At 37.1% G+C, this 23,857-nt stretch carries 26 protein-coding genes, 1 riboswitch and 1 other annotated feature; of the genes, 6 read left to right on the top strand and 20 right to left on the bottom strand.

Annotated elements, in window-relative coordinates; genetic code table 11:
* Positions 1-40: 40 nt before the first annotated feature.
* Together IGL13_RS03485 and mgsA are read right to left on the bottom strand one after the other, a co-directional pair.
* Entirely contained in the window at positions 41-589 is a 549-nt protein-coding gene (locus IGL13_RS03485; RefSeq protein ID WP_002385065.1) for a folate family ECF transporter S component, read from the bottom strand.
* A 30-nt stretch (positions 590-619) separates the two neighbouring features.
* A riboswitch (THF riboswitch) is annotated at positions 620-787 on the bottom strand.
* Between the two features lie 66 nt (positions 788-853).
* The gene (gene mgsA, locus IGL13_RS03480) at positions 854-1,276 is read right to left on the bottom strand and encodes a methylglyoxal synthase (protein ID WP_002355823.1); all 423 of its coding nucleotides are present in this window, start codon (positions 1,274-1,276) and stop codon (positions 854-856) included.
* 185 nt (positions 1,277-1,461) lie between these two features.
* Between mgsA and IGL13_RS03475 the strand changes: the two genes are divergently transcribed.
* Positions 1,462-2,565 (top strand): ABC transporter ATP-binding protein, encoded by a 1,104-nt coding sequence (locus IGL13_RS03475; RefSeq protein ID WP_002355822.1) that lies wholly within the window; start codon positions 1,462-1,464, stop codon positions 2,563-2,565.
* Between the two features lie 49 nt (positions 2,566-2,614).
* Here the strand turns inward: IGL13_RS03475 and IGL13_RS03470 are convergent, their stop codons facing one another.
* From IGL13_RS03470 to IGL13_RS03455, 4 genes are all read right to left on the bottom strand, one after another.
* The gene (locus IGL13_RS03470) at positions 2,615-3,232 is read right to left on the bottom strand and encodes a hypothetical protein (RefSeq protein WP_002355821.1); all 618 of its coding nucleotides are present in this window, start codon (positions 3,230-3,232) and stop codon (positions 2,615-2,617) included.
* Positions 3,233-3,358: 126 nt separating this feature from the next.
* On the bottom strand, positions 3,359-4,246 hold the full coding sequence (gene rsmA / locus IGL13_RS03465) for a 16S rRNA (adenine(1518)-N(6)/adenine(1519)-N(6))-dimethyltransferase RsmA (protein WP_002358849.1): 888 nt from the start codon (positions 4,244-4,246) through the stop codon (positions 3,359-3,361).
* Between the two features lie 18 nt (positions 4,247-4,264).
* A complete protein-coding gene (gene rnmV, locus IGL13_RS03460) occupies positions 4,265-4,849 on the bottom strand; it encodes a ribonuclease M5 (protein ID WP_002378104.1) in 585 nt (194 codons plus the stop codon).
* The gene (locus tag IGL13_RS03455; protein WP_002358846.1) at positions 4,846-5,616 is read right to left on the bottom strand and encodes a TatD family hydrolase; all 771 of its coding nucleotides are present in this window, start codon (positions 5,614-5,616) and stop codon (positions 4,846-4,848) included. Before IGL13_RS03455 ends, rnmV begins: the two co-directional genes overlap by 4 nt.
* 134 nt (positions 5,617-5,750) lie before the next feature.
* On the opposite strand from IGL13_RS03455, the gene IGL13_RS03450 reads away from it, so the two are divergent.
* Complete coding sequence (locus IGL13_RS03450; protein WP_002378103.1) at positions 5,751-7,973, top strand: HelD family protein; 2,223 nt, start codon at positions 5,751-5,753, stop codon at positions 7,971-7,973.
* A 120-nt stretch (positions 7,974-8,093) separates the two neighbouring features.
* Positions 8,094-8,699: a hypothetical protein gene (locus IGL13_RS03445; protein ID WP_002383359.1), complete on the top strand. Its 606-nt coding sequence runs from the start codon at positions 8,094-8,096 to the stop codon at positions 8,697-8,699.
* A gap of 425 nt (positions 8,700-9,124) precedes the next feature.
* Here IGL13_RS03445 and metG read toward each other — a convergent pair whose 3' ends face one another.
* From metG to IGL13_RS03405, 8 genes are all read right to left on the bottom strand, one after another.
* Positions 9,125-11,134, bottom strand: coding sequence for a methionine--tRNA ligase (metG, locus tag IGL13_RS03440; protein WP_002373542.1), 2,010 nt, complete (start codon positions 11,132-11,134; stop codon positions 9,125-9,127).
* A gap of 187 nt (positions 11,135-11,321) precedes the next feature.
* Positions 11,322-12,713, bottom strand: coding sequence for an amino acid permease (locus IGL13_RS03435; protein WP_002378102.1), 1,392 nt, complete (start codon positions 12,711-12,713; stop codon positions 11,322-11,324).
* A gap of 40 nt (positions 12,714-12,753) precedes the next feature.
* Entirely contained in the window at positions 12,754-13,617 is an 864-nt protein-coding gene (locus tag IGL13_RS03430; RefSeq protein WP_002355811.1) for a GRP family sugar transporter, read from the bottom strand.
* Between the two features lie 147 nt (positions 13,618-13,764).
* On the bottom strand, positions 13,765-14,790 hold the full coding sequence (gene sapS / locus IGL13_RS03425; RefSeq protein WP_002358842.1) for a two-component system sensor histidine kinase SapS: 1,026 nt from the start codon (positions 14,788-14,790) through the stop codon (positions 13,765-13,767).
* A gap of 13 nt (positions 14,791-14,803) precedes the next feature.
* Entirely contained in the window at positions 14,804-15,478 is a 675-nt protein-coding gene (gene sapR, locus IGL13_RS03420; RefSeq protein WP_002355809.1) for a two-component system response regulator SapR, read from the bottom strand.
* Between the two features lie 88 nt (positions 15,479-15,566).
* Complete coding sequence (locus IGL13_RS03415; protein WP_002355808.1) at positions 15,567-15,791, bottom strand: hypothetical protein; 225 nt, start codon at positions 15,789-15,791, stop codon at positions 15,567-15,569.
* A 274-nt stretch (positions 15,792-16,065) separates the two neighbouring features.
* Positions 16,066-16,938, bottom strand: a complete 873-nt coding sequence (locus tag IGL13_RS03410) for a VOC family protein (RefSeq protein WP_002378100.1) — start codon at positions 16,936-16,938, stop codon at positions 16,066-16,068.
* Between the two features lie 64 nt (positions 16,939-17,002).
* Positions 17,003-17,833 (bottom strand): LysR family transcriptional regulator, encoded by an 831-nt coding sequence (locus IGL13_RS03405; RefSeq protein ID WP_002378099.1) that lies wholly within the window; start codon positions 17,831-17,833, stop codon positions 17,003-17,005.
* Positions 17,834-17,945: 112 nt separating this feature from the next.
* On the opposite strand from IGL13_RS03405, the gene IGL13_RS03400 reads away from it, so the two are divergent.
* Positions 17,946-18,974, top strand: coding sequence for a YeiH family protein (locus tag IGL13_RS03400; RefSeq protein ID WP_002378098.1), 1,029 nt, complete (start codon positions 17,946-17,948; stop codon positions 18,972-18,974).
* A 93-nt stretch (positions 18,975-19,067) separates the two neighbouring features.
* Complete coding sequence (locus IGL13_RS03395; protein ID WP_002378096.1) at positions 19,068-20,243, top strand: SulP family inorganic anion transporter; 1,176 nt, start codon at positions 19,068-19,070, stop codon at positions 20,241-20,243.
* Between the two features lie 15 nt (positions 20,244-20,258).
* Here the strand turns inward: IGL13_RS03395 and IGL13_RS03390 are convergent, their stop codons facing one another.
* The 3 genes from IGL13_RS03390 to IGL13_RS03380 all read right to left on the bottom strand — a co-directional run bounded on the left by IGL13_RS03390 (position 20,259) and on the right by IGL13_RS03380 (position 21,713).
* Entirely contained in the window at positions 20,259-20,774 is a 516-nt protein-coding gene (locus tag IGL13_RS03390; RefSeq protein WP_002378095.1) for a GrpB family protein, read from the bottom strand.
* Between the two features lie 17 nt (positions 20,775-20,791).
* A complete protein-coding gene (locus IGL13_RS03385; RefSeq protein WP_002368164.1) occupies positions 20,792-21,286 on the bottom strand; it encodes a GNAT family N-acetyltransferase in 495 nt (164 codons plus the stop codon).
* Positions 21,287-21,353: 67 nt separating this feature from the next.
* A complete protein-coding gene (locus tag IGL13_RS03380) occupies positions 21,354-21,713 on the bottom strand; it encodes a DUF1304 domain-containing protein (protein WP_002361363.1) in 360 nt (119 codons plus the stop codon).
* Positions 21,714-21,780: 67 nt separating this feature from the next.
* Between IGL13_RS03380 and IGL13_RS03375 the strand changes: the two genes are divergently transcribed.
* Positions 21,781-22,161, top strand: a complete 381-nt coding sequence (locus IGL13_RS03375; RefSeq protein WP_002393469.1) for an MmcQ/YjbR family DNA-binding protein — start codon at positions 21,781-21,783, stop codon at positions 22,159-22,161.
* 46 nt (positions 22,162-22,207) lie between these two features.
* On the opposite strand, the gene rplT is transcribed toward IGL13_RS03375, so the two are convergent.
* The 3 genes from rplT to infC form a co-directional block, all read right to left on the bottom strand.
* Positions 22,208-22,567 (bottom strand): 50S ribosomal protein L20, encoded by a 360-nt coding sequence (rplT, locus tag IGL13_RS03370; RefSeq protein WP_002355799.1) that lies wholly within the window; start codon positions 22,565-22,567, stop codon positions 22,208-22,210.
* A 60-nt stretch (positions 22,568-22,627) separates the two neighbouring features.
* Positions 22,628-22,828: a 50S ribosomal protein L35 gene (rpmI, locus tag IGL13_RS03365; RefSeq protein ID WP_002355798.1), complete on the bottom strand. Its 201-nt coding sequence runs from the start codon at positions 22,826-22,828 to the stop codon at positions 22,628-22,630.
* Positions 22,829-22,941: 113 nt separating this feature from the next.
* Positions 22,942-23,463 carry a translation initiation factor IF-3 gene (gene infC / locus IGL13_RS03360; RefSeq protein WP_002355797.1) on the bottom strand — a complete coding sequence of 174 codons (522 nt, stop codon included), beginning with the start codon at positions 23,461-23,463 and terminating at the stop codon, positions 22,942-22,944.
* Positions 23,464-23,517: 54 nt separating this feature from the next.
* Positions 23,518-23,649 (bottom strand) — a sequence feature (ribosomal protein L20 leader region).
* Positions 23,650-23,857: the final 208 nt, after the last annotated feature.

Below are 23,857 nucleotides of genomic sequence, written 5' to 3'. Positions count from 1 at the left end.
TTTTCTGGGATGATGAAAAGTGACTCTTTTAATTTTAAATTTATTGATCTAATTCAGATAATGGCTTTCCAAATAAACGTTTAAAGGGAATTTTATTGCCTAAATAATAAGTGGCAATTACTTGAATAGGAAAGAAAATAACTGTTTTAATTAAGCGTGGCACCCACCAAGCAAAATTTGCTAGATTGACGCCATACATTAAACTTAACCACAAAGGAGTTAAAATGATATTAATTAAAACGGTGACCAACAATGTCGCCAAAATCACTCGTTGCCATGTCATTTCTTTCTTATAATAGAAATAACCATAAATAGCACCAGCCAAAAAGGCATTTAAAGTAAACCCAGGAAAATAGCCTGCCTTTGGAAAAAGCAACATTCCTACCACATCAGCCACCGCCGTGCCGATTCCAGCCCAAAAAGGTCCGAAAATCATCCCAATCAATGATTCTGGGATAAACGTGAAACTGATTTTTAAAAACGTTGTTTCATACGCAAAAAAGCGTGAAAAGACAACGACCACCGCAATGAGTACGCCCATTAACGCAATGGATTTTGTGCCAAATTTTTTCTTTGTCATTTTTAGCATCTCCTCTAAGAGCTGCTACATGACGAACCATGCAGCGAATGCGAAAACAAAACCGCGAACATTAAAAAGCTGAACGTGTTGTTCTGATGATAAGCAAAGTAAGAACCTTTGCTTTCTAGCAACACACTGTTTATGTTCTTCGTCCAAAAGGCAACATCCCATCCTTTTAGCACTTAACGCTTTGTCTCCTACTCTGTTATTTTATTTGGACAAAAGTCCTCATAAAATATACCACAAAATAGTCAAAATAACCATTAAGGTTCTCTAAAAAGCTAACGGTCGACGATCCCCTTCATGGATAACCTCACGGAAGTCCGCAAACCCCGCCTCGACACCTCTCAAAAGAATTTCAGCACTGCCGATATTGGTCGCTAAAGGAATTTCATAGACATCACTTAGACGAATCAAAGCCGTCACGTCTGGTTCATGCGGTTGCGCGGAAAGAGGATCTCTTAAAAAAATAACTAAATCAATGTTGTCTTCCGATATCATTGCGCCAATCTGTTGATCCCCACCTAATGGCCCCGATTTAAAGCAATGCACGGGTAAGCCAGTTGCTTCCATCACTTTCATGCCTGTCGTTCCCGTTGCATACAATTCATGTTTTTCTAAAATATGTTTATAAGCGGTTGCTAGTTTGATCATTAATGTTTTTTTACGATCATGAGCGATTAAAGCGATTTTCATGTTATCCAACTCCTGTCTTTGTTATATTATAACAAAAGTTTATCGATAAATCCGCTGAGAGTGTTTGCCCTTTGTCACCTTGACGAAAAAGTCTTCTTTTTCTTGTGCAACTCTCCCTTGCCGAAAGATAGCGTTTTCATTTAAACTATGAGTAACAAATCAAAAAGAAAAGAGTGACGTATCAAATGGTGGAAATGGCGCTTAGAAATGTGTATAAAAAATATGACAATGCAGAACATTATTCTGTTACAGATTTTAACTTAGAAATTACAGACCGTGAATTTATCGTCTTTGTCGGACCTTCTGGTTGCGGTAAATCAACAACATTGCGCATGATTGCTGGCTTAGAAGATATTACTGAAGGTGAATTATCAATTGGGGACAAAGTCATGAATGACGTTGCACCGAAAGATCGTGATATTGCCATGGTTTTCCAAAACTATGCGCTTTATCCGCATATGACTGTTTTTGATAACATGGCTTTTGGTTTAAAACTAAGAAAATATGATAAAGCTGAAATTAAAAAACGGGTGGAAAATGCTGCGGATATTCTTGGCTTAACAGAGTACTTACAACGTAAACCTGCGGCGCTTTCTGGTGGACAACGCCAACGTGTTGCACTTGGCCGGGCAATTGTCCGTGATGCCAAAGTCTTTTTAATGGATGAACCTTTATCAAACTTGGATGCAAAATTACGTGTAGCCATGCGTGCTGAAATCGCTAAACTACACCAACGTTTAGAAACTACGACAATTTATGTGACACATGACCAAACCGAAGCGATGACCATGGCTGACCGAATCGTAATTATGAAAGATGGCTTTATTCAACAAATTGGTTCACCAAAAGAAGTTTACAATACACCTAAAAATATGTTCGTAGCTGGGTTCATCGGCTCACCTGCCATGAATTTCTTCAAAGTTACCTTAAACAATGGGGTTATTTCTAACCAACATGGCTTAAAACTAGCAATTCCTGAAGGAAGAAACAAAGAGCTTGTTGAACATGGTTATGAAGGCAAAGAATTAATTTTCGGTATTCGTCCAGAAGATATTCATAGCGAACAAGTGGCTTTAACAGCAATGAAAGATGCGGTGATTAAATCTGAAGTCGTTGTTTCTGAATTATTAGGGGCTGAATCCATGCTTTATACAAAAATTGGTGATACAGAGTTTATCTCAAAAGTAGATGCTCGTGACTTCCACCATCCTGGTGAAATGATTGACTTAGCTTTTGATATTAACAAAGGACATTTCTTCGACCCTCAAACAGAAGAAGTCATTAAATAAAAATTCTCGAGGCATCCGTCACAATGACGGATGCCTCGATTGCTTCTCTCTATGCTAATTTAACCTTCTTCTTTATCACTTTGGGTTGTTTCGCTTCTGTAAAAGTTGGAATATCTACATGTTTACTTAAGGTACTTGCTAAAAAGTAGGCAATACTGAAATCCACCAAACTATGAATTAATCCACCAACGCCCATCAAAAGAAAAATAGAATACATGAAGCCGGCTGTATAATAGGTTCCTGGCAAGTTGCCCATTGTGTAAAATACAGAAACAACCACTAGCTCGGCAGCGGAATGAATCACTCCAATTCCCACGTTAAACAACTGTAATTTCCCATTTAATAAAGTGAATTTCCCCTCTTTATTGATTAAAATTTCTGGATGCTTTTGTAAAATCACTGCGCCAATGACTGCAAAAATCAAATGAGATAAGGCCCGCAAAGCAATAATCGGTGTTGCGGATAAGAAAAAACCAAAACCTGTTCCTAGACTAACCGCAATTGCCACCACTGGAGAAATAAACATGGCAATAAAAACTGGGACGTGACTTGCTAACGTAAAACTGGCTGGACCAATGGTAATTCTTGGCATAACCATTGGAATGATAATCCCCATTGCAATTAAAAGTGCTGAAATTGTTAAACGTTTTACTGAGTTTGTTTTCATTAAAACTGCCTCCTAAAGGTGTCATGACACCTTTTGTTTTTCTCAAGTGTAGCTGAACAGCCGCAATGTGTCAAGACACATAAAAGAACTTTCTGTTATTTCTCATAAATAACAGAAAGTTCTTTTTTATACTGGTTTATTTTTTTCTAAAGCATTACTTAAACGAGCGAATTCTTCTAAAGACAATGTTTCACCACGTCTAGAAGGATCAATTTCTGCTTCAGCTAGGCTCTCTTTTAGCCAAGCCACCGTTTGTTCATCTTTCCCATAAAAATGCGTTAAGTTATTCCACAATGTTTTACGTCTTAATTGGAAACTGGCTTTGGTTAATTTGAAAAATTCTTTTTCATTGGTCACTGTCACTGCTGGTGTAGCACGGCGTGTCAATTTAATAATCGCCGAGTCAACATTGGGCTGCGGCACAAAAACTGTTTTTGGCACAATAAAGGCGACACTTGCTTCCATAAAATATTGGACAGCAATTGATAATGAACCATAAGCTTTCGTTCCTGGTTTAGCAGCAATTCGATCAGCGACCTCTTTTTGCATCATCACAACCATTTCAGCTACATCTAAAGAAGATTCTAAAAAATGCATCATAATTGGCGTAGTAATATAGTAAGGTAGGTTAGCCACCACTTTAATCGGATACTTCTCTTGAAAAACTTGGTTGGTTGTCTCGACCAAATCAGCTTTTAAAACATCTTGATGCACCACTGTTACATTATCATAGCGACTTAAGGTATCTGCTAAGACAGGAATCAAGCGATCATCAATCTCAAAAGCCACAACTTGTGCCGCGTTCATCGCTAATTGCTCTGTTAATGCACCAATTCCAGGCCCGACTTCGACAACATTTGTCTGCTGATTAATTCCCGCTGTTTCTACAATTTTTCTTAAAATATTAGGCTCTGTCAAAAAATTTTGACCTAAACTCTTTTTAAATGAAAATCCATGCTTTTTTAGTATTTCTTTGGTTCTGGATGGTGTGGCAATTTCTTTATAGTCCGTCACGCTTGTTCCTCCATGTAGTTATTCTTCGTTTGCAAGTTCTTTTAAAATACGTGTCATGCTTTCTTTCAATTCTGCTTCTGTAATCCGAAACATGCTTAACCGTTTGACTAACTGTTTGCTATTTGTATAGCCAATTCTTAGGTCATCTCCTAATAATTCACGGTATTTTTTGGCATTTGCTCCCGCTATTAAACCATATTCAACTAGTGTTTGTCTAGGAATTTCTTGATAGTCTTCACCAGCTTGAACAGGTGTTACGACTTTTTTTAAGGCTTCAATAATTGCTTCATCACTAGCATGTTCAACCCCTAGGCTACCACCATTTTTTTTAGGCACTGCAACTTTTCTTGATAAAAAAGCATGCTTTGCATCAGGAACGACTTCCATTATTGTTTTACGAATTTTTTCGCCCGAATAGTCTGGATCTGTAAAAATAATCACGCCTCTCGTTTCTTGTGCGTGTTCAATTTGTGTCAAAATTTCATCATTGATAGCAGAACCAATCGTTTCAATCGTATCCGCTTCAACTACCTCTTGAATGCGGCGTGTGTCGTCTTTCCCTTCAACGACAATGATTTCTGCAACTTTCATTTTTTCTTTCATTTATCTATCCGAAACAAGCGATGAGCGTTGACTCTCGTTTGTTCTGCCACTTCTTCAAAGGTTAGTTGTCGTAATTCAGCAATTTTTTCCACTACGTATCGTGTATAGCCTGGTTCATTCCGTTTACCACGATAAGGAACAGGGGCTAAATAGGGTGCATCTGTTTCCACCAACATTCGTTCAAGTGGTACCGCCATCGCCGCTTCTTGAACATCCAACGCCTTTTTAAACGTTACGACGCCACTAAAAGAAATATGCAAACCTAAATCTAAAAATTTCTTCATCCACTCGGCATCGCCACTGAAACTATGCATGATTCCACCAATATCTGAAATTTTTTCATCTTTTAAAATTCGATAGGTATCTTCTAATGCCTCTCTCGTATGCACACTAAACGGTAAATTCATTTCCCGAGCAATCGCAATTTGACGGCGAAAGACTTTTTCTTGCACCTCTTTAGGATCCTCCATCCAGTAATAATCAAGACCGATTTCACCTAATGCGACAATTTTTGGCAACGTTAATTGTTCTTGTAATCGTCGTTCAACCTCTGGCGTATAGCTACCCGCTTCTGTTGGATGCCAACCAATGATACTATAAATATTGGCATATTCCTGACTAAGTAAAAGAGATTTTTCAATCGTTGGTTCATCAAAACCGACCACGGCCATCTCTGTAACACCCAATTCTTGGGCATGTGCAATCGTTTCTGGAATATCATCATTAAATTGTTCTGCATTCAAATGTGTATGTGTATCAAAAATCATTATGATTGCCTCCTTTATCTCCTCTCTACTTTATCATATTTCTTGAAAAATCTGAATGACTAGGCGACAAGATTCGCCATTTCCTCATAAACAGCGCTTGCATTTATGCTAAAAGTAACGTATACTATTCAGTCATGTTATTAAAAGGAGGAATCTCCATGACCGATGAAAAAATTTATGAACAACAGCATTTAACAACGGTTTATCATGAGCTGCAAGCGGCTAAAAAAGTTTACGAAGAGCAATTGGCGAACACAATGAAAGATGGCAAACATATGCTAGAGGAATTTGGTCGCGATTCTAAGCTGAATTTTGATAGTTATGCCGATAATCTAGAAACGTTTGCCATGTTGGAAATGAAGAACCGTGAAATTGATCAGTGGAACTTAAAAAATGAAGCAACGGCTAAAAATTTAGACAAAGTGAAACGCCTATTACAAGTTCCTTATTTTGGCAAAATTGGCGTGACTTTTGAAGACAGCCCTGAAGAGCCAGAAAACTTTTATATTGGCGTAAACGATTTTACTTCTTTAGAAGAAGAAACGCGCATTCACGATTGGCGCTCACCGATTGCTTCGTTATTTTATGACAATGTTTTAGGAAAAACAGCCTACATGGCACATCAACAAACCATTCCTGTACAACTTGATTTGAAAAGACAGTTAATTATTGAAAAAGATCAATTAATCAACTATTTTGACACAACCATTGCGATTCAAGATGATGTGTTATTGCATTCTTTAGAAGAAGATGCTTCTCCTTATATGAAGGACATTACGACAACCATTCAACAAGAACAAAATCAAATAATTCGTGACGAAACGCAGCCACTCCTACTAGTCAACGGGATTGCTGGTAGTGGGAAAACGTCTGCGATTATGCAACGGATTGCTTATTTACTTTATCAACATCGAGCAGAAATTACAGCGGATAATATTTTATTACTTTCACCAAATTCAACATTTATTGATTATATTTCTCAAGTTTTACCGAATTTAGGCGAACGAAATCCCTTGAATTTGACTCTTTTACAATTTTTGCGCTTCACTACCAAAGAAGCATGGCCAATGGAAGAAGAAACGGACTATTTCGAACGCATTACTCGCTCTGAGGCAACGGAGCAAGAGCACGTTATTCGTTCAAAAGAATTTGCAACGTTTCTTTTAAGCAATCCTGAAAAAGCGGTTGTGCAGCCACATTTTTTCCGTCCTTTAACTTTTAAAAAGCAGACCTTATTTACTTCAGAAACAATTTTTAAACTTTATCAAGAAACACCAGCTGACTTGAGTATTCGCCAACGAATTTCAGCCACAAAAGAAAAATTAACCAGTCTTTGGACACGGTACTTATTAAAACAAGCCCATTCTAAAAAAATGTTGGATCAATTCCAAGATTTAACAGAAGCTGAACAAGTTCGTTATTTTGGCACAGTGATTACCGAAGATAATGAAAAACATCTGGCTGATTTTGCTTTAAAACGTTTGAAGAAAAAATATCGCTCCATCACTGCCGCTATCAAAAATGATGCTTGGCTAGATCAATGGGCCTTTTTTGAAACGTTTTATTCTTTATTCACTGAAAAATCGTATCAAAAAGAGACAGCTGTTTTCACAGCCGATGAAATTGTGGCCCTTATTTTGGTGAAACATGCATTTATTGAAAATCTCGCCAACCAGCAAATGGCTTTTATCCTAGTCGATGAAGTCCAAGATTATACAGAAGCCCAATTATTATTACTGCTGACACTTTTCCCTAAAGCTAGTTTTACTTTAGCTGGTGATGAAAATCAAGCCATTTTTAATACAGCCATTGAATTTTCTGAAGCTCATGATTTATTGGTTAACGAAACCAGCCGTTCTGTTGGAACGTATCAATTATTAAACAGTTACCGTTCAAGTAAAGAAATTACACGACTCTTCCAAACATTAGGCACTCAACCAGAGCAATTAACCATTGTGCCCATCCGGCATGATGGAGAAAAGCCGACATTTATTCCTTGTGACTCTGCGTCTGACTATCTTAAAGCAATCGTCACTTCCATTGCAACTTTTGATCCGAAAGAAAGCACCGCCATTATTACTAAAACATTTGCAGAAAAAGAACAATTAACAAAAGAACTTAGTGCTTCTCTTTCATTGGAAGAACATCCGTCACTGCAAGTTTTATCAATTGATATGGCAAAAGGTCTAGAATTTGATAATGTAATTCTTCATAACCCAAATGTTAATCGTTATTCCGACAATAAACGAGATAAAAAAATCCTGTATACTGCTATTTCTCGTGGAATGAAACGGGTCGTTTTACCTTATACCGGCACACTTTCTAAATGGTTTACACCTTACTTGGCAGCCCAGTAACTGAGACTTAAGGCGGATTTTATTTTTAGAAAAACCACTTATAATAGACGAGTAGGCACTGCTTTTTAATTAGCAGACCTACTCGTTTGTTGTCTCTTAAGTTGAGAGGAGCGTGAGAAGGTGAAACAATCACCTGATTTAGAAAATTTTTTAAAAACCTCTATCCAAAAAAATGTAACTATTGAGCGAAAACAACAAAACCAAACCATTTGGCACTGGCTACTGCTTATTTTATTTGGCTTGCTAACCTTTGGCTCACTGACACAGCAGTTACTCCTAATTGGCTTGTTTACACTTATTGCCGCTATTGTTAAAGGTCCCTTAATGCTCGTCTGGGGAACCATCTATTCGGCGTTAGTGGCTTTGTTTCCACCTTTTGCTTTAGTCCTATCTTTACTTTTTTTTATAATTAATTTAGGCACTGTTATGAAAAGTTGGCGTATTACTTTAACAAGTGCTTACTTTTATCTAATTCCTTTAGGTTTTAGTCTCTTGAAAACGACCGACTGGGTATCAACGCCTTATTTCCTGACAGGCTTGGCTTTGTTAAGTATTTTAGGGCTGCATTTTATATTAGAGTGGCTCTATAAAAATAATAGCTTAGGCCGTTTACTCACGTGGCAAATTATTAGTGTCCCTTTTTCACTCTTACTGATCATTTTACCAAGTCGCCTAACGAAAGGCCGTTTTGGTAAAAAACGAATACCTAAAAAAGTGAAACTCTAAAATAGAAAAGCCTAGGAAAAATCGCAAATGATTTTTTCTAGGCTTTTCTTCGATTCTTTTAATTTAAAAATTCGTTGATTTTCGATTTTAGGACGTCGATAAAACTGGAGAAAGAGAGTTCATTTGTTTGTGAATATGTCCAATGAGCCAATAACAGAAAAACTAAAATAACCAGTATCGCAACCACTAAAAAGGTTCTAATTCTTGCCCTTCTTTTTCTACGTTGAACTGTTAGCCGTGCTTGTTCCCTTACTCTCATAGCTTCTAAATAATACGGACGCCATCTAGGATCATTTTTTCGTTGCTCATAAATTTATGATAAGCCCTCAAACTTCCCCCACATCAAATCACTTTTCTTCTAGTATACAAAAAAGTAGTAAAGATAAAAGGTTACAATTCACCTTTTATCTTTACCACTTATGCTTTTATGCGATTCCTGCACCATTTGGCATTTCTTTTGGTGCTTCAACAATTTGAAGTTTCCCTTCTGGTGATTCAGCTGAAAGAATCATTCCTTGGCTAATTTGACCACGCATTTTTCTTGGTTTTAAGTTAGCCACAATGACTACTTTTTTGCCAATTAGCGCAGCTGGATCTGGATAAAATTCAGCAATACCTGAAAGAATTTGACGATGGTTTTCATCTCCAGCATCTAAACGAAATTGCAATAATTTATCTGCTCCTTTGACTTTTTTACAGTCAATAACTTCGGCAACTTTTAATTCCACTTTATCGAAATCATCGTACTTAATTTGTTTTTCTTTCGTTGAAACCAACGTTGTTTCTTCTGGATTCCATTTAATATCCTCTTCTGTAGCACTTTCGCTTTGGGACATTTTCTTTTGAATATACGTTACTTCTGTTTCAATTTCTAAACGTGGGAAAATAGGTGTTCCTTTACTTGTTACTGTTACATCTGTTGGAAACTCACCAAAATGAATATTTTCCATGTTCATTGTTTCTGGATCTAAGCCTAATTGTTCGAAAATTTTCCCTGGTGTTTCTGTCATGACTGGTTGCAATAAGATTGCCACAATTCGTAAGCTTTCCGCTAAATGGATCATGACACTTTCTAATTCATTGCGTTTCTCTTCTTCTTTAGCCAATACCCAAGGCGCTGTTTCATCAATATATTTATTTGCACGAGAAACTAGCGTCCAGATTTCTGCAATGGCCGTATTAAATTCCATTTTTTCCATTGCTTCATGATATTTTCCAATAACATTCGCCGCAGTTGTCGATAGTTCACTATCAAATGGGGTAACTTTTGAAGCATAGGCTGGTACTTTGCCATCACAATATTTATTAATCATCGCAATTGTTCGATTCAACAAGTTTCCTAAGTCATTAGCTAAATCATAATTTAAGCGAGAAACGAAATCTTCTGGTGTAAAGACGCCATCACTACCAAATGGAATTGCTCGTAATAAATAATAACGTAACGCATCTAGACCGTAGCGTTCTACTAACATTTCAGGGTAAACAACATTTCCTTTAGATTTAGACATTTTTCCGTCTTTCATCAATAACCAACCATGTCCAAAGACTTTTTTCGGTAATGGTAAATCCAAGGCCATTAACATAATTGGCCAATAAATCGTATGGAAACGCACGATTTCTTTCCCAACCATTTGCACGTTCGCAGGCCAATATTTTTGGAATAATGAATCATCTTCTGAGCCATAACCTAGTGCTGTAATATAGTTTGATAACGCATCAATCCATACGTAAACCACATGTTTTGGATCATTTTTTAATGGAATTCCCCAAGAGAAAGTCGTTCTTGAAACGGCTAAATCTTCCAATCCTGGTTTGATGAAGTTATTTAGCATCTCATTTTTACGAGATTCTGGTTGAATAAATTCTGGATGTTCTTCGTAATATTCTACCAAGCGATCCGCATATTTACTCATGCGGAAGAAGTAGGATTCTTCTTTAACTAATTCGACTTCGTGACCACTTGGTGCTTTCCCACCAATGACATTGCCTTCATCGTCACGATATACTTCAGCTAATTGTGTTTCAGTGAAAAATTCTTCATCAGAAACTGAATACCAACCTTCATATTCTCCAAGGTAGATATCTCCTTGTTCTACTAAACGATCAAAAATTTGTTGCACGGCTGCCATGTGATAATCATCCGTTGTCCGAATAAATTTATCATAGCTGATATCTAATGTTTTCCATAATTTTTGAACATCTGCTGCCATTTTATCAACGTACTCTTTTGGTGTCACATTCAACTCAGCAGCTTTTTTTTCAATTTTTTGGCCATGTTCATCCACACCTGTTAAATAAAATACATCAAAACCCATTAAACGCTTGTAACGGGCCATTGCATCGCAGGCGATTGTTGTATATGAATTCCCAATATGTAACTTCCCACTTGGGTAATAAATTGGGGTGGTAATATAAAATGTTTCTTTCTGTGACATACAGAAAAAACCTCCTTTAGTCATTTTCCTAAACCCTCAGGATTTACTCCTAAACAGTATACCATAATTAGACATTATTAAACTATATTTCTTGTCGGTTTTCTCTTGAAAATGAAGAAAATGCCAGAAAGAAAAGAGAGAAACACCTGTCTATTTGACAAGTATTCCTCTCTTTTTTCGTTCATTTTTATTCTTTTGTCTCGAAACGAACGATACTATGGTGTCGTCCATAAAAGAAATAAATAGCCAAACCAATCACTACGGCTACGCCAAATACTTGCCAAGTAGCTAAAGATAATTGGAACATCAAAGCCGCGCAAACCACGATTGAAATTAATGGTAGAACCGGCACAAGCGGCACTTTAAATTCACCTGCTTGCGGTTCTCCTTTCATTGTCCGTAATTTGATAATTCCTAAAGCGAGAAACATCAGATAAAAGAGTGTCACGATATTTGTAAGTTCAGCCAGCATCTCCATTGGAACAATCCCAGCAAAAACCATTGCTAAAAATCCAGCTACATAGGTTGCATTCTTAGGTGTGTGCCGCTTCTCATCGATTTTGCTCATAAACTGCGGCAATAATCCATCTTTACTAATCGCATAAATCACACGGGCTAAACTGTACATCATCGCAATCGTCACTGTTAATAAGGTTAAAATAGCACCAACTGAAATGATTGTCGCAATTGCGCCATGATTAATGAAGCGCATCGCAAAAGCCACCGGATCCTTGACCCCTAAATCCGTAAATGGAACAATTCCAGTTAAAACTAACGTAACAACAATATATAACAATGTTGAAATAACAATGGAACCAATAATCCCTTTTGGAATATCTTTTTTCGGATTCTTCACTTCCTCCGCGGCCATGCTGACCGCATCAAACCCTAGAAAGGCAAAGAAAACTAAAGCAGCACCACTGAAAACGCCTGAAAAACCATAAGGAATAAATGGTTGCCAGTTCGTTGGTTTTACATAAAAGATCCCAACGAGAACAAATAATAAAATAATCCCAAACTTCACGAAAACCATTAAGTTATTTAAACGTAACGCTGTTTTCGCTTCTAAGGATACCCAAAAAGTTACAGCTACAACGACCAACATGGCAATCAAATCAATATATGTACCATTTGTTGGATTATAAGCGCCACTTAACGCTTGCGGCAAAGAAAAACCTAAGCTATCCAAAAAGCCATGGACATAGCCTGACCAACCTGAAGCAACGGATGAAACCGCCAAGAAAAACTCACAAATAATCATCCAACCAGTCATCCAAGCCACAATTTCTCCAAAGACCACATACATGTAGGCATACGGCCCACCAATGACCGGAATACGTGATGCAAATTCTGCATAGCATAAACCAGATAAAATAATCGCGGCTGCTGCTACCAGAAATGATAAGACGAGCCCTGGACCTGCATAGCGTTCCGCTGCGACACCTGTCACAACAAAAATCCCTGTTCCTACTACAGCCCCAATTCCTAGAAAAATTAAGTCCATCGTCTTAAGATTTTTTTTCATCCCACCACTGTCATTGACAGGCACAGTGATTTCTTTTTTTCTGAAAATAGACATGTGTTTACCCCCGTAAAAAAAATAAGCGTAAATAAACTATTTACGCTTTCATATACCCTAAAAGAATACCACCTAGAATAACAAAAATGCAACCAAAAATAACATAAAACATTTCTTTTTTTGATTTTCTTTCGCCTAAAAGGAAGATGCCCCCAAGAGTCGAAATAATAATCCCCATTTGTGATAAAGAGAAGCTAATAGCTAAGCCAATTTCACGCATGGTTAATAACATACAAATATTTCCTAAGCCCCAAAGCAGACCCGTCGTCATATTCATCCAAACAAAACGATCAACTTTGACTTTTTTGAAGGCAAAGAAACTAGCCCCCACTAACATACCAATACTTTGTGGCAAAATAATTCCCCACGGATCTAAACCAGTGGCATTAATAATGATGGTATAGACGCCATACCCAACTGTTGAGAAAATCAAGGCCCGAATCCCTTTATTAAAATCTAACATACTGTTTGAGGTTTTCGGTTGACTGTCATCATCTTGTCGAGCTGTTAAATACACCCCAAAAACTAAAAAGGCCAAAGCGATAAAGCCCACAACAAAGTCTTTTGTTTTTGTCCATTCATGGAAAAAAACAGCCCCTGCAACGGTATTAACAACTAACTGCATCCCAGTTGAAATTGGTAAGCCAACTGAAACGCCCATATATTTCATGCTATGAAATTGTTGATTCTGTCCCAAACTCCAGAATAAACCAGATATAAATCCAACAATTAATGTGGCTGTCGTCAACGTAGGCTGGATGACAAAAAAGACAACAATTGAAAATAGTAATGCGCCGATTGTCATACCTAACGTTTGTTGATTGGCGCTTCCACCAATTTTACCGCTGACTAAACCAATACTGCCCCACGCAATCATGGGCACTAAAGCGATAAGTAAACTCATAATATTCTCCTAACAAATTTATTTCATTTCATTCTAACAATAAAAACGTTTTCTAAACAACTAAGAAGAGTAAGAGAAGTTAGCAAGAAAGTTTTAATAAATAAAAAAAGGCCTATCACCTCTTTAGTTTGCTGATAGACCTACTTTTTATTTCACTTCATTATAATAACTGAGGGAAGGGAAAAACAATGTCATCGTCGTACCTTGCCCTTCTGTCGATTCGACTGTTAAATCATGACCTAACTTTTTCGCTAAGCTATGGGCCAAATACAGGCCAAGACCAGTCGAATGCTGTTCACTTTTCCGCCCGTTTTCACCAGTAAATCCTTTATCGAAAATGCGTCGTTGATCTTGCATCGGAATGCCAATCCCAGAATCTTTTAAAGATAAATAAATACCTTGTTTATTTTTGGAAATTAGAACCGTAATCGTGCCGCCTTCTGGCGTATACTTGACTGCATTACTTAATAATTGGCGGAAAATAAAAATGACCCATTTTCGGTCGGTTAAAACCGCTTCATCTTCCCCTTCAATTGAGAATTGCAATCTTTTTTGGATAAAATAATTTGCTTGCGTACGAACAACAGATTGCACAATTTCTTTTAAAGAATATTCTTGGAGTAAATAATCTCGAGAAAAGCTGTCCAGTCTAGCATAATATAGGACTTGCTCGACATATTCATCAATTTTACCTAACTCATTTTCCAATAGATAATATTTTTTCTCAGGAATATCATCTTCGACAGATTGTACCAGTAACGTGATAGCCGCTAGGGGGACTTTGATTTCATGAACCCAAGAGTCAATGTAATCTTTTTGGTCCTGTTGGTTGTTAATTGCTTGCTGCATGGTTTGTTGGTGCTCTTGCAATAAACCGTTAATATACGTTTGGACAAGTAGTTCTTCTTCTTTTTCTGCTGTATTCAAATATTCTTGTAAAGAAGGCGGCTCTTTTTCCGTTGCCAACGAAAGCCACCACTTACGTTTTAAATAATAATCAATTGTTAAAAATAGCGATAAAAAAACACTTTGCAGTAAAAAGATATAGCCAACCACTGTCCAATCTAAGCGGACATTAGGAGCCAACCATAAAATAAAACAAGTTAAGAACAGAAAAAATAACCAACCAATTAGTAATAACCAGCGATCTTTTAAATACTTTAGAATGGTCATTGTCTACTCCTATCTAGGGCACCATATAACCGACGCCCACTTTGGTTTCAATATAGCCAGCAATGCCTGCTTGCTCAATTTTTTTTCGTAAACGATTGATATTTACCGTCAACGTATTGTCATCCACAAAACGTTCATCGTCCCATAAAGCGCGCAATAGTTTTTCACGTGTTAAAATTTTTCCGTGTTTTTTCATTAAAAGATACAGTAATCGGTATTCATTTTTACTTAAATCGATCATTTCGCCTTTGATTTCCATTCGTCCATTGTCCACATTTAAAGTAATGCCATTATGTGAAAGCACTTCACTATCCGTATCGGAATAGTTATAAGAGCGGCGCAACAAAGCATTGATTTTAGCAATTAAAACATCTATCTGGAACGGTTTTGTAACAAAATCATCCGCGCCCATGTTCATCGCCATAATCATATCCATATTGGTACTACGACTCGAAATAAAAATAATTGGTACTTTAGAAACTTCACGAATTTTTTGACACCAATAGTACCCATCGTACACAGGTAAATTAATATCCATCAAAACTAATTGGGGATTCTCCTCTTGAAAATCATCCAATACATCATTAAAATCGGTTGTTCCAATCGTTTCAAATTGCCATTTTTGTAATTCCTCGCTAATTAATTCTCGAATGGTTGTTTCATCTTCGACAATCATGATTTTAGCCATGCAATCCCACCTCTTTTATTTCTAAATTTTCATCTTTCTTATCCTAACAAACTTCATTCTTTTTGGATATAGGACTTTATGATGATTTTTACACTATTTCAAAAATAGGCGCTAATAATTCCCATTCTGATAACATGATGAATTTGCCAACGAAAGCAAAAATACCATCTAATAATAACACAGACATATTAATTCCTAATACAATAGAAGCTTTTTCGACAATTGGCATGGACTTTTTATTTTTCAAAATAAGATATAAAACAAAGTTCGTTCCATAAGTAAAAACTGTTAACAACACAATTAACTCAATCATTTTACCACTTCCTATTTTGGACTTTTCATTTTTCCTTCAATAATTTACTACTCTTAATTATAGCATAATCTTATAAAAAAATCGGCAGAGTCCTAACCCTTAAGGTAAACAACAAAATAGAAGTAGCCTCTTTGGAACTCGCAAGAATCGAGCCTTTTTTAAGAGTTGAAGGTCTTGATCCTTAAAAGACAAGCCCTTCAACTCTAGTATGTTCCATGTATTGGAATTGATACCAACGTAACGAAGTGTAGTCGATCAGACAACCTCAGTTTTTCTAATGATTATATTTGTCATACACTTCTTTTAACTGGTTTAAATCTATTTTTTTCATTTGGTACAATTTTTTGGTCACTTCATTTGCTCTAGCTGGATTTGAGTCAGATAAATAACGTTTCAGTTCAGGATTGCCTGTTTGCCAACTGACCCCAAATTGATCTTCCATCCAGCCACACGGCCATTCTTTCCCTTTAGCAGTCACTTGTTGCCATAGCCGATCTATTTCCTCCTGATTTTCACAATCAATATAAATGGAGAAGGCCATGGTAAAATCAAAGTCATGTTTATCTCGTGCATCCATTACTCGAAACGGTTGCTCCTGTAATGTGAAAAGCGCTTGCGCAATGTTCCCATCTTCATATTCAACTTTTTCAATTATTTCGCCTGGACCGAAAATCGCCAACCATTCTGATAGAGCTTTGGCTGCTTCGCCATATTTTTCATTAGCAAACATAAAGGTTGGTACAATTGTTTGTTCTTTTCCTGAAAAAGACACTTGCCAAGAGACACCAAATTTGTCCACTACCCAACCATATAAAGGACTAACAGGATATTCCCCAAAAGGCATCAATATCTGTCCATCTGTTGTTAAATTTTTCCACAACGTTTCTATTTGTGATAATGTTTTACATTCAACAAAAAATGAACTAGCTGGCGTAAAGGAAAATTCTGGTCCGCCATTTAAACCAATGATTGTTTGGTTCGCCAAGGTAAATTCAATGGTCATTAATGATGTTCCTTGAGGTTGATGCTCCTCATTAACGTAGTTCGTTTTACTTAGAATCGCACCTTTTTCAAAGATTGTTGTATAGAAGTTAGCAGCTTCTTCCGCTTGTGTGTCAAACCATAAACATGGTGAAAATTTAGGCATTGTGGTTCCCTCCTTCGTTTTCTTTAGTGTAGTCAAAGATTGATAAATAAACAAAGAGAACGTTTTAGTATTTATTCATTTCCGTCTGATAGAATCGATAAATTGCTTGTTTTACTTCTTGAAGCAAGGAGGATTTTAAATGTCCTCGTGTCAAAAAATAAAAGGAACGCCAATACTTTTCACCTAACGTTTGGAAGGGGATTTTTTCAGTAATTGCCTTTTTTGAAAGTAACGATTGCCCCATGCCCAATTCCAACATTTTAACAATCATTTCATTATTTTTAACCGTCATGAGTGTTGGGCTTTGATTACTTTCTTCTAAATACTGTTGGGTATAATGAAAGACCCCAGAATCCTTTTCACGTACCAACCAATTCTGATTGGCAGGGTCCCCAGCTAAAACCAATTGATCCTGAATAATTTCTTCACGAGAGGCGCCTTTCGTAATTAATGGTTTTTCGATAAAGCCAAAATCAACTTGATGTTTCTCAACTTTTTCCACTACTTCTTCTGAATTGTTCATTTCTAAAACAAAATTGATCGTTGCATACTGTGTCTGTAAATGCTGCATCAGTTGCGGCAAATAATAAACTGCAAAAGTATTAGACGCAGCAATTCGGCAAGTTTCTTTAGGTAATCTCGCCTGATGAAGAGCTGTTAATGTTTCTTGCCAATCATCAGCTAAATTTAGCAAACGATTATACAAGACTTCCGCTTGCCTAGTAGGGACTACATCTTGTCGACCATTTCTTAAAAACAATGAACAGCCTAATTCTTCTTCTAATTGTTTGATTTGATTAGAAACGGCTGGTTGTGAGATATATAGGCAGGTAGCTGCTTTGGAAAAGTTCATTTGCTCATACACAATTTGAAAAGTCTTTAATAATTTAAACATAGGCATCCTTTCGATAACTTTCTATTATAAATATTATTTTAACTATTTATTTCTCAAATGTAAAAAATTTCGTTATACTGGAAGTAATGAACAAGAAAGAGAGATTTTTTCAATGAAAAATTCAGAAAATGATTATATCCAATCTTTATTCCAAATTCTTCCCGGCTTGCTAACAGCTTTCCTTGTCGCCTGCCTTAGCAAGTTCCTTTCCATCTGGTTACCTAGCTTAGGCGCCGCAACGATAGCTATTTTACTAGGAATCTTTTTGGGAAATACCTTTGTTCGCGGTGCCAATTTAAATCGCGGAACCAAAGTAGCCGAAAGTAAATTACTAGAATTTTCTGTTGTTTTATTGGGAACCACTGTGACCTTTCAAACGATTGCCCAAATTGGCTTACAAGGTGTCGCATTTATTCTCATTCAAATGTCGCTGACCATTATTTTTGCCTATTTGATCGGTAAAAAACTGGCTTTTTCTGATAATATGTCTTTATTGATGGCTGGTGGTAATGCCGTTTGTGGATCCTCTGCTATTGCTTCGATTGCTCCAGCAATTCAAGCAGATGAGGAAGAAAAAGGCCAAATCATTACTTTAGTAAACTTATTAGGAACCGTTTTAATGTTGACCTTACCCATTTTAAGTGGGATTCTCTATGGTACCAATTTGTTGGCTCGTAGCGCACTAATCGGAGGAACTTTACAATCAGTTGGTCAGGTTGTCGCCAGTGCCAATATGGTCAATGAGAACGCAGTTCAACTAGCGATGCTCTTTAAAATTATGCGGATTGTCCTACTCGTAGCAGTTGTCTATTTATTTGGACGTTTCAAGCAAAGTAAGACGGCAGAATCAGAAGCTGAGTTGGTAGAAGTCACCAAAAAAAGCAGCGCCCTACCTTGGTATGTAGTTGGCTTTTTCATTGCCTGTGTCTTTAATAGTTTGATTCATTTCCCCGTCGTGATCAGTGAGACTGCTCATTTCTTTAGTTCTTGGTTTGAAATTACTGCCTTGGCAGCAATCGGGTTACGACTCGATTTTAAAAAGTTTTTCCAAGAAGGCAAACGTTTCTTAATCTATGGTTTATCAGTAGGAACTGTTCAAGTCGTCCTAGCCATTTTGTTGTTGGCACTGCTACAGTTCTAATAAAAAAGTTTGACGTTAACACGTCAAACTTTTTTATTTCAGCTTATTCATGCTATTATGAATAAGGTTTTATTAACTTAAAGGAGTTTTTCGATGTTATTTAGTATTAAAAAAAGCGAATGGTTAGGTAATGAACGAAATGATCTATTTGCGGGTCTCGTTTCTTCTGTCGCCATTTTACCAGAAGTAATCGGGTTTGCGATTATTGCTGGTGTTCACCCGCTTTCTGCAGTGTTTGCTTCAGCTGTTACTTTACTTGTGATTACTTTTACGGGCGGCCGTCCGGCAATGGTTTCGGCGTCTGCTGGCTCAATGGCCTTAGTCCTTGCAGGCTTAATTCAAGCACATGGTTTGTCATACATGCTTGCTGCGACTATTTTAACAGGCTTTCTACAATTTATTTTAGGTTATTTAGGTATCCATAAATTAATGCGCTTTATTCCCAAGACAGTGATGTACGGATTCGTCAATGCGTTAGCCATTTTAATTTTCATGGCGCAAGTACAACAATTGCCTCATCAAACACTGTGGTCCTACGGCATGATTATCTGTAGTATCTTACTTATTTATCTATTACCTAAGTTTATTACAATTGTGCCTCCTGCTTTAATTGTTATTTTATTCATGACTATCCTGTCCTATTTTTTAAAAGGTCATTTGCAAACGGTAGGTGATCTTGGTGAAATGAGTCAGTTTCATCCAGCGATCCGTTGGCCTAATGTACCCGTCAACTTAGAAACGTTGCGGATTATTTTACCTAGCTCTGTTGCCTTAGCAATGGTCGGGTTAATTGAATCTTTATTGACGATCCCCATTGTGGACAAAATGACAGCGAGCCAAAGTGATAGCCAACGAGAAGTTAAAGCACAAGGATTCGCTAATATAATTACCGGCTTTTTTGGTGGCCAAGCTGGCTGTGCGATGATTGGCCAAGCGGTCATTAATGTTAAATCTGGAGGACGAAAACGGCTTTCTACTTTGATTTCAGGTATTACCCTCCTTCTATTCATTTTTGTTTTTAAATCCGTGATGGTAGCCATTCCTACAGCTGCATTGATTGGGATCATGATGACAGTGGCAGTCGACACCTTTGATTGGGAAAGTTTGCAGCTTTTCCGAACTTTTGAAATTACTGAAATTGTTATTTTACTCGTGACAGTGGGTGTGATCGTCTATACGCATAATTTAGCGATTGGAATTATTCTAGGTGTTCTTTTAAGTGGTCTTCTTTATCATTTTTTCAAAAAAGAACCAAAAAAAAGTTGCTAGCTTTAGCAACTTTTTTTATTTTTCCCAATGTTTCTTCAACGCTTCTTTTTCTATTTTCTTAATGAACGCATCTTTGCCATCCATATATTTATCAATGCTATCGGGGTGTGCTTGGGCCAATTGCTTTTTTAATGTACCATAGGTTGTAGCAATTGCCGGATTTTCTCGTAAATAATTTCGAAAAGCAAGATGGCGCAAAATTTCTTGCGTATTGTCAAACTGATAAATATGCACATGATGTGTTCTTTTTATCGGGCCTTTTCGTAAATAACGACGTCCTGATAGCCCAAATTCCCCCATATATTCATAACCGATTCTTTCAAATTCCCCTTGTAACAGGTCTACTTTTTCAATTTCTTCAACAATGACCAAAAAATCAATAATTGGTTTGGCTGCTAAATTAGGCACAGATGTGCTACCGATATGTTCAACTTTAAGACAATTTTCCTTTAGAATCTGTTTCAACGCTTGGGCTTCTTCTTCAAACTGTTCCACCCAGGCTGGTTGGTATTCTGTAACGATTACTCGCATGGTTTCTCCCTTCTTTTCTATATCCGTTTCATATGTAAAATAGGAAACGGATTTCCTTGAGGATCTTCCTTTGATTCACCAATTACTTGAAATCCTTGAGATTGATAGAACTTCACTGCCCCTTCATTTTGTTTATTAGCATCAACAAAGACAATTGATTCTTGCTCTATTAACTTTTTGATAATTTCTCCACCATAGCCTTTACGAAAATAGACTGGGTCAATAAATAACATTTCCAACGTTTGTTGATTTGTTCCACTAAAGCCCACACATTTCTGTTCTTCATTTAACCACATACTTAATTGAACTTGTTGAAAATAATCAGGTAAAACCACTTCGATTTTATCAATATCTGCCTGACTCAAAAACAAATGGGTAGCTTCTACTGAAGAACGCCATAGAGAAATTAATTGAGGATAATCGGTTTTTTTTACTTCTTTTTGGTTCAGCATTTTTAATTCCTCCCTATCTAATAAACAAAGTATACCACATTTTGTCTCTCTCAATTCCATAAAAAATAGTCAAATCAACCGTGTTTTTTCTGTCGATTTGACTGTCTCTCTCTATTAACTCTGATGGCTAAACAAGTAAACTAATCAAAGCCACGATAGCTAAGCCGCCTTGTGTTAAAATGATTTTTTTATCACTAGTTAAGCTACCGTACGCCGCCACTAAAATAATATAAATCAATAAAAATTTTGTCATCTCCATCGTTGCTTGCGCAAAATAGACACTATAAATAAGTCCTGCACCGATTAGTCCATTATAGATTCCTTGATTTTTAAACAATGTAGTGACTGATTTTCTTTGTAACTCTTGCCTATCCATTTTAAAAACACGGCTTGTTGTCTCAGATGTTGGTACAATCGTTTCTAAATACATAATGTAGAAAAATTCTACAGCCACCAAGGTTACTAAAATTGTTGAAATTAATGTCATCTGCTCCCTCCTCCCATTCCTTTGAACGAAGTAATTTTATGTAATTTTTGCTATGATGTAAATAGATATGCCTAGCCTTAACGAAAGGAAGAAACCTATGACTTTTCAAGAAACTATTAGCGCCTATATCCAAGAACGTTATCAGATAACGCCCGATTTTCCTTTTGAAAAACACCCAGACTATCTCGTCTTTCGTCATCCTAGAAATGCAAAATGGTTTGCTTTAATTATGCCACTGGATGCACAACTGCTCGGCGCTACCGAGAATAAGCAGCTCACTATTTTAACCGTTAAACTTGCGCCTGAATTGATTGCCTTATTAAAGAACCAACCTGGCTATTTTCCTGCCTATCATATGAATAAAGAGCATTGGTTAAGTCTTTCTGAAGAAATTCCGCTCTCACAAGTTTTTTCATTTATAGATGAAAGTTACCAACGGAGTTATTAAAAAAAACACCCTACTCAAGGAGTAGGGTGTGAAAGATTGTTTAAGCTTATTTGCTTAAAGCGTCTTTTGCTTGTTCAGCTAACGCTGTAAATGCTGCTGCATCGTTAACGGCTAAGTCAGCTAACATTTTGCGGTTGATATCAATCTCTGCCAATTTCAAACCGTGCATTAATTTAGAATAGCTTAAGCCATTCATGCGAGCTGCCGCGTTGATACGTGCAATCCATAATTTACGGAAGTCACGTTTCTTTTGACGACGGTCTCTGAATGCATAGTAATAAGAGTTCATTACTTGTTCTTTTGCTGATTTAAATAAAGTATGTTTTGATCCGTAGTAGCCTTTCGCTAACTTAAGGACTTTTTTACGACGTTTACGGGTTACTGTTCCACCTTTAACACGTGCCATGTTGAATTCCTCCTAATATCTTGTTTCTCTTGACGGTAATCTAAAAGTCACCGAGTTGTTTTATTTCATTCTTGCTAATTGTTGGCGGATACGTTTGTAATCGCCTTTTGCAACCATGCTTGCTTTACGCAATTGACGGCGTTGTTTTTTAGTTTTACCGTGGAAACGGTGAGATGTAAAGGCACGGCCACGTTTTAAGCCGCCTCCACCAGTACGTTTTACACGTTTTGCTAATCCGCGGTGTGTTTTTTGTTTTGGCATGACTAATTTTCCTCCTCAAAATCTTTGCTTCAAGTGAAAGACTCTAACAGTCACAACTGTCGAATATCCTTCTTGTAGAAATTACCAAAAGTCCGAATGCTCGGTCTCTTCGTTTACTTGTCGTTTTTCGGTGCCAGCGTTAGAAACATGCTGCGTCCGTCCATTTTCGCTTTTTGTTCCACTGTGGCGATGTCCGCAGTTTCTTCAGCTAAGCGATCAAGAACTTTCTGACCAATCTCTTTATGGGTAATGGCACGGCCTTTGAAACGGATAGAAGCTTTCACTTTGTCTCCTTTTTCTAAGAACTTACGCGCATTACGAAGTTTTGTATTGAAGTCATTTACGTCAATTGTTGGACTTAAACGAACTTCTTTGACGTTGATCACTTTTTGTTTCTTGCGAGCTTCACGCTCTTTCTTTTGTTGTTCGAAACGGAATTTTCCATAATCCATAATTCGCGCAACTGGTGGTTTCGCTCCTGGCGCTACAAGTACTAAATCCAAGTTTGCAGATTCAGCGATTTGTAATGCTTCTGCTTTGGTTTTTACACCTAATTGTTCACCATCTTGTCCGATCAAACGTAACTCGCGTGCACGAATGCCGTCGTTAACCATCATATCCTTTGCTATGGTCATTCACCTCCAAAATTTTTAAGAGAAAATCCTAACGGAAGTCTGCTTTGTTTGCTAAATGCAATAAAAAAACAGGTTCCTATCCAGAACCCGCCAACAGTCTGCCTTACTTAAAAAAATAAGGAATACTTTATCTAGCCCAGCGATATACTCAACTAAGGCGAGAAGCGGGTGCTTCTGCTTTCATTTCTCAACTTCACTAGTTTACCTTAGTTTATCCTAGTTGTCAATATATTTCCTCAAAAAAAAACGAATCTAGCACTAGATTCGTTTGAACTCGTATTTTAATCATTAATAATTAGTGGACTGTCCCAATGTGACTTCCTAGAAACAAATGGTTCAACACATGGTGTACATTTTCTATCCCCTAGGCGATCCCTGTAGTCCCTACAGTTCT

Source organism: Enterococcus sp. DIV1937 (genome assembly GCF_050535975.1).
Lineage (GTDB): Bacteria > Bacillota > Bacilli > Lactobacillales > Enterococcaceae > Enterococcus > Enterococcus faecalis.
This window is presented reverse-complemented; position numbering and strand designations above follow the sequence as displayed.

Excerpts from the sequence above, each read along its gene's own strand:
- IGL13_RS03400 (WP_002378098.1), top strand. The coding sequence starts at position 17,946 with ATGAAAAATTCAGAAAATGATTATATCCAATCTTTATTCCAAATTCTT.
- IGL13_RS03375 (WP_002393469.1), top strand. The coding sequence starts at position 21,781 with ATGCCTAGCCTTAACGAAAGGAAGAAACCTATGACTTTTCAAGAAACT.
- IGL13_RS03410 (WP_002378100.1), bottom strand. The coding sequence starts at position 16,938 with ATGCCTAAATTTTCACCATGTTTATGGTTTGACACACAAGCGGAAGAA.
- metG (WP_002373542.1), bottom strand. The coding sequence starts at position 11,134 with ATGTCACAGAAAGAAACATTTTATATTACCACCCCAATTTATTACCCA.
- IGL13_RS03385 (WP_002368164.1), bottom strand. The coding sequence starts at position 21,286 with ATGGAATTGAGAGAGACAAAATGTGGTATACTTTGTTTATTAGATAGG.
- IGL13_RS03380 (WP_002361363.1), bottom strand. The coding sequence starts at position 21,713 with ATGACATTAATTTCAACAATTTTAGTAACCTTGGTGGCTGTAGAATTT.
- IGL13_RS03475 (WP_002355822.1), top strand. The coding sequence starts at position 1,462 with ATGGTGGAAATGGCGCTTAGAAATGTGTATAAAAAATATGACAATGCA.
- IGL13_RS03485 (WP_002385065.1), bottom strand. The coding sequence starts at position 589 with ATGCTAAAAATGACAAAGAAAAAATTTGGCACAAAATCCATTGCGTTA.
- IGL13_RS03450 (WP_002378103.1), top strand. The coding sequence starts at position 5,751 with ATGTTATTAAAAGGAGGAATCTCCATGACCGATGAAAAAATTTATGAA.
- IGL13_RS03405 (WP_002378099.1), bottom strand. The coding sequence starts at position 17,833 with ATGTTTAAATTATTAAAGACTTTTCAAATTGTGTATGAGCAAATGAAC.
- sapR (WP_002355809.1), bottom strand. The coding sequence starts at position 15,478 with ATGGCTAAAATCATGATTGTCGAAGATGAAACAACCATTCGAGAATTA.
- sapS (WP_002358842.1), bottom strand. The coding sequence starts at position 14,790 with ATGACCATTCTAAAGTATTTAAAAGATCGCTGGTTATTACTAATTGGT.
- IGL13_RS03430 (WP_002355811.1), bottom strand. The coding sequence starts at position 13,617 with ATGAGTTTACTTATCGCTTTAGTGCCCATGATTGCGTGGGGCAGTATT.
- IGL13_RS03435 (WP_002378102.1), bottom strand. The coding sequence starts at position 12,713 with ATGTCTATTTTCAGAAAAAAAGAAATCACTGTGCCTGTCAATGACAGT.
- rnmV (WP_002378104.1), bottom strand. The coding sequence starts at position 4,849 with ATGAAAGAAAAAATGAAAGTTGCAGAAATCATTGTCGTTGAAGGGAAA.
- IGL13_RS03390 (WP_002378095.1), bottom strand. The coding sequence starts at position 20,774 with ATGCGAGTAATCGTTACAGAATACCAACCAGCCTGGGTGGAACAGTTT.
- mgsA (WP_002355823.1), bottom strand. The coding sequence starts at position 1,276 with ATGAAAATCGCTTTAATCGCTCATGATCGTAAAAAAACATTAATGATC.
- IGL13_RS03455 (WP_002358846.1), bottom strand. The coding sequence starts at position 5,616 with ATGATTTTTGATACACATACACATTTGAATGCAGAACAATTTAATGAT.
- IGL13_RS03470 (WP_002355821.1), bottom strand. The coding sequence starts at position 3,232 with ATGAAAACAAACTCAGTAAAACGTTTAACAATTTCAGCACTTTTAATT.
- infC (WP_002355797.1), bottom strand. The coding sequence starts at position 23,463 with ATGACCATAGCAAAGGATATGATGGTTAACGACGGCATTCGTGCACGC.
- IGL13_RS03415 (WP_002355808.1), bottom strand. The coding sequence starts at position 15,791 with ATGATTGAGTTAATTGTGTTGTTAACAGTTTTTACTTATGGAACGAAC.
- rpmI (WP_002355798.1), bottom strand. The coding sequence starts at position 22,828 with ATGCCAAAACAAAAAACACACCGCGGATTAGCAAAACGTGTAAAACGT.
- rplT (WP_002355799.1), bottom strand. The coding sequence starts at position 22,567 with ATGGCACGTGTTAAAGGTGGAACAGTAACCCGTAAACGTCGTAAAAAA.
- IGL13_RS03395 (WP_002378096.1), top strand. The coding sequence starts at position 19,068 with ATGTTATTTAGTATTAAAAAAAGCGAATGGTTAGGTAATGAACGAAAT.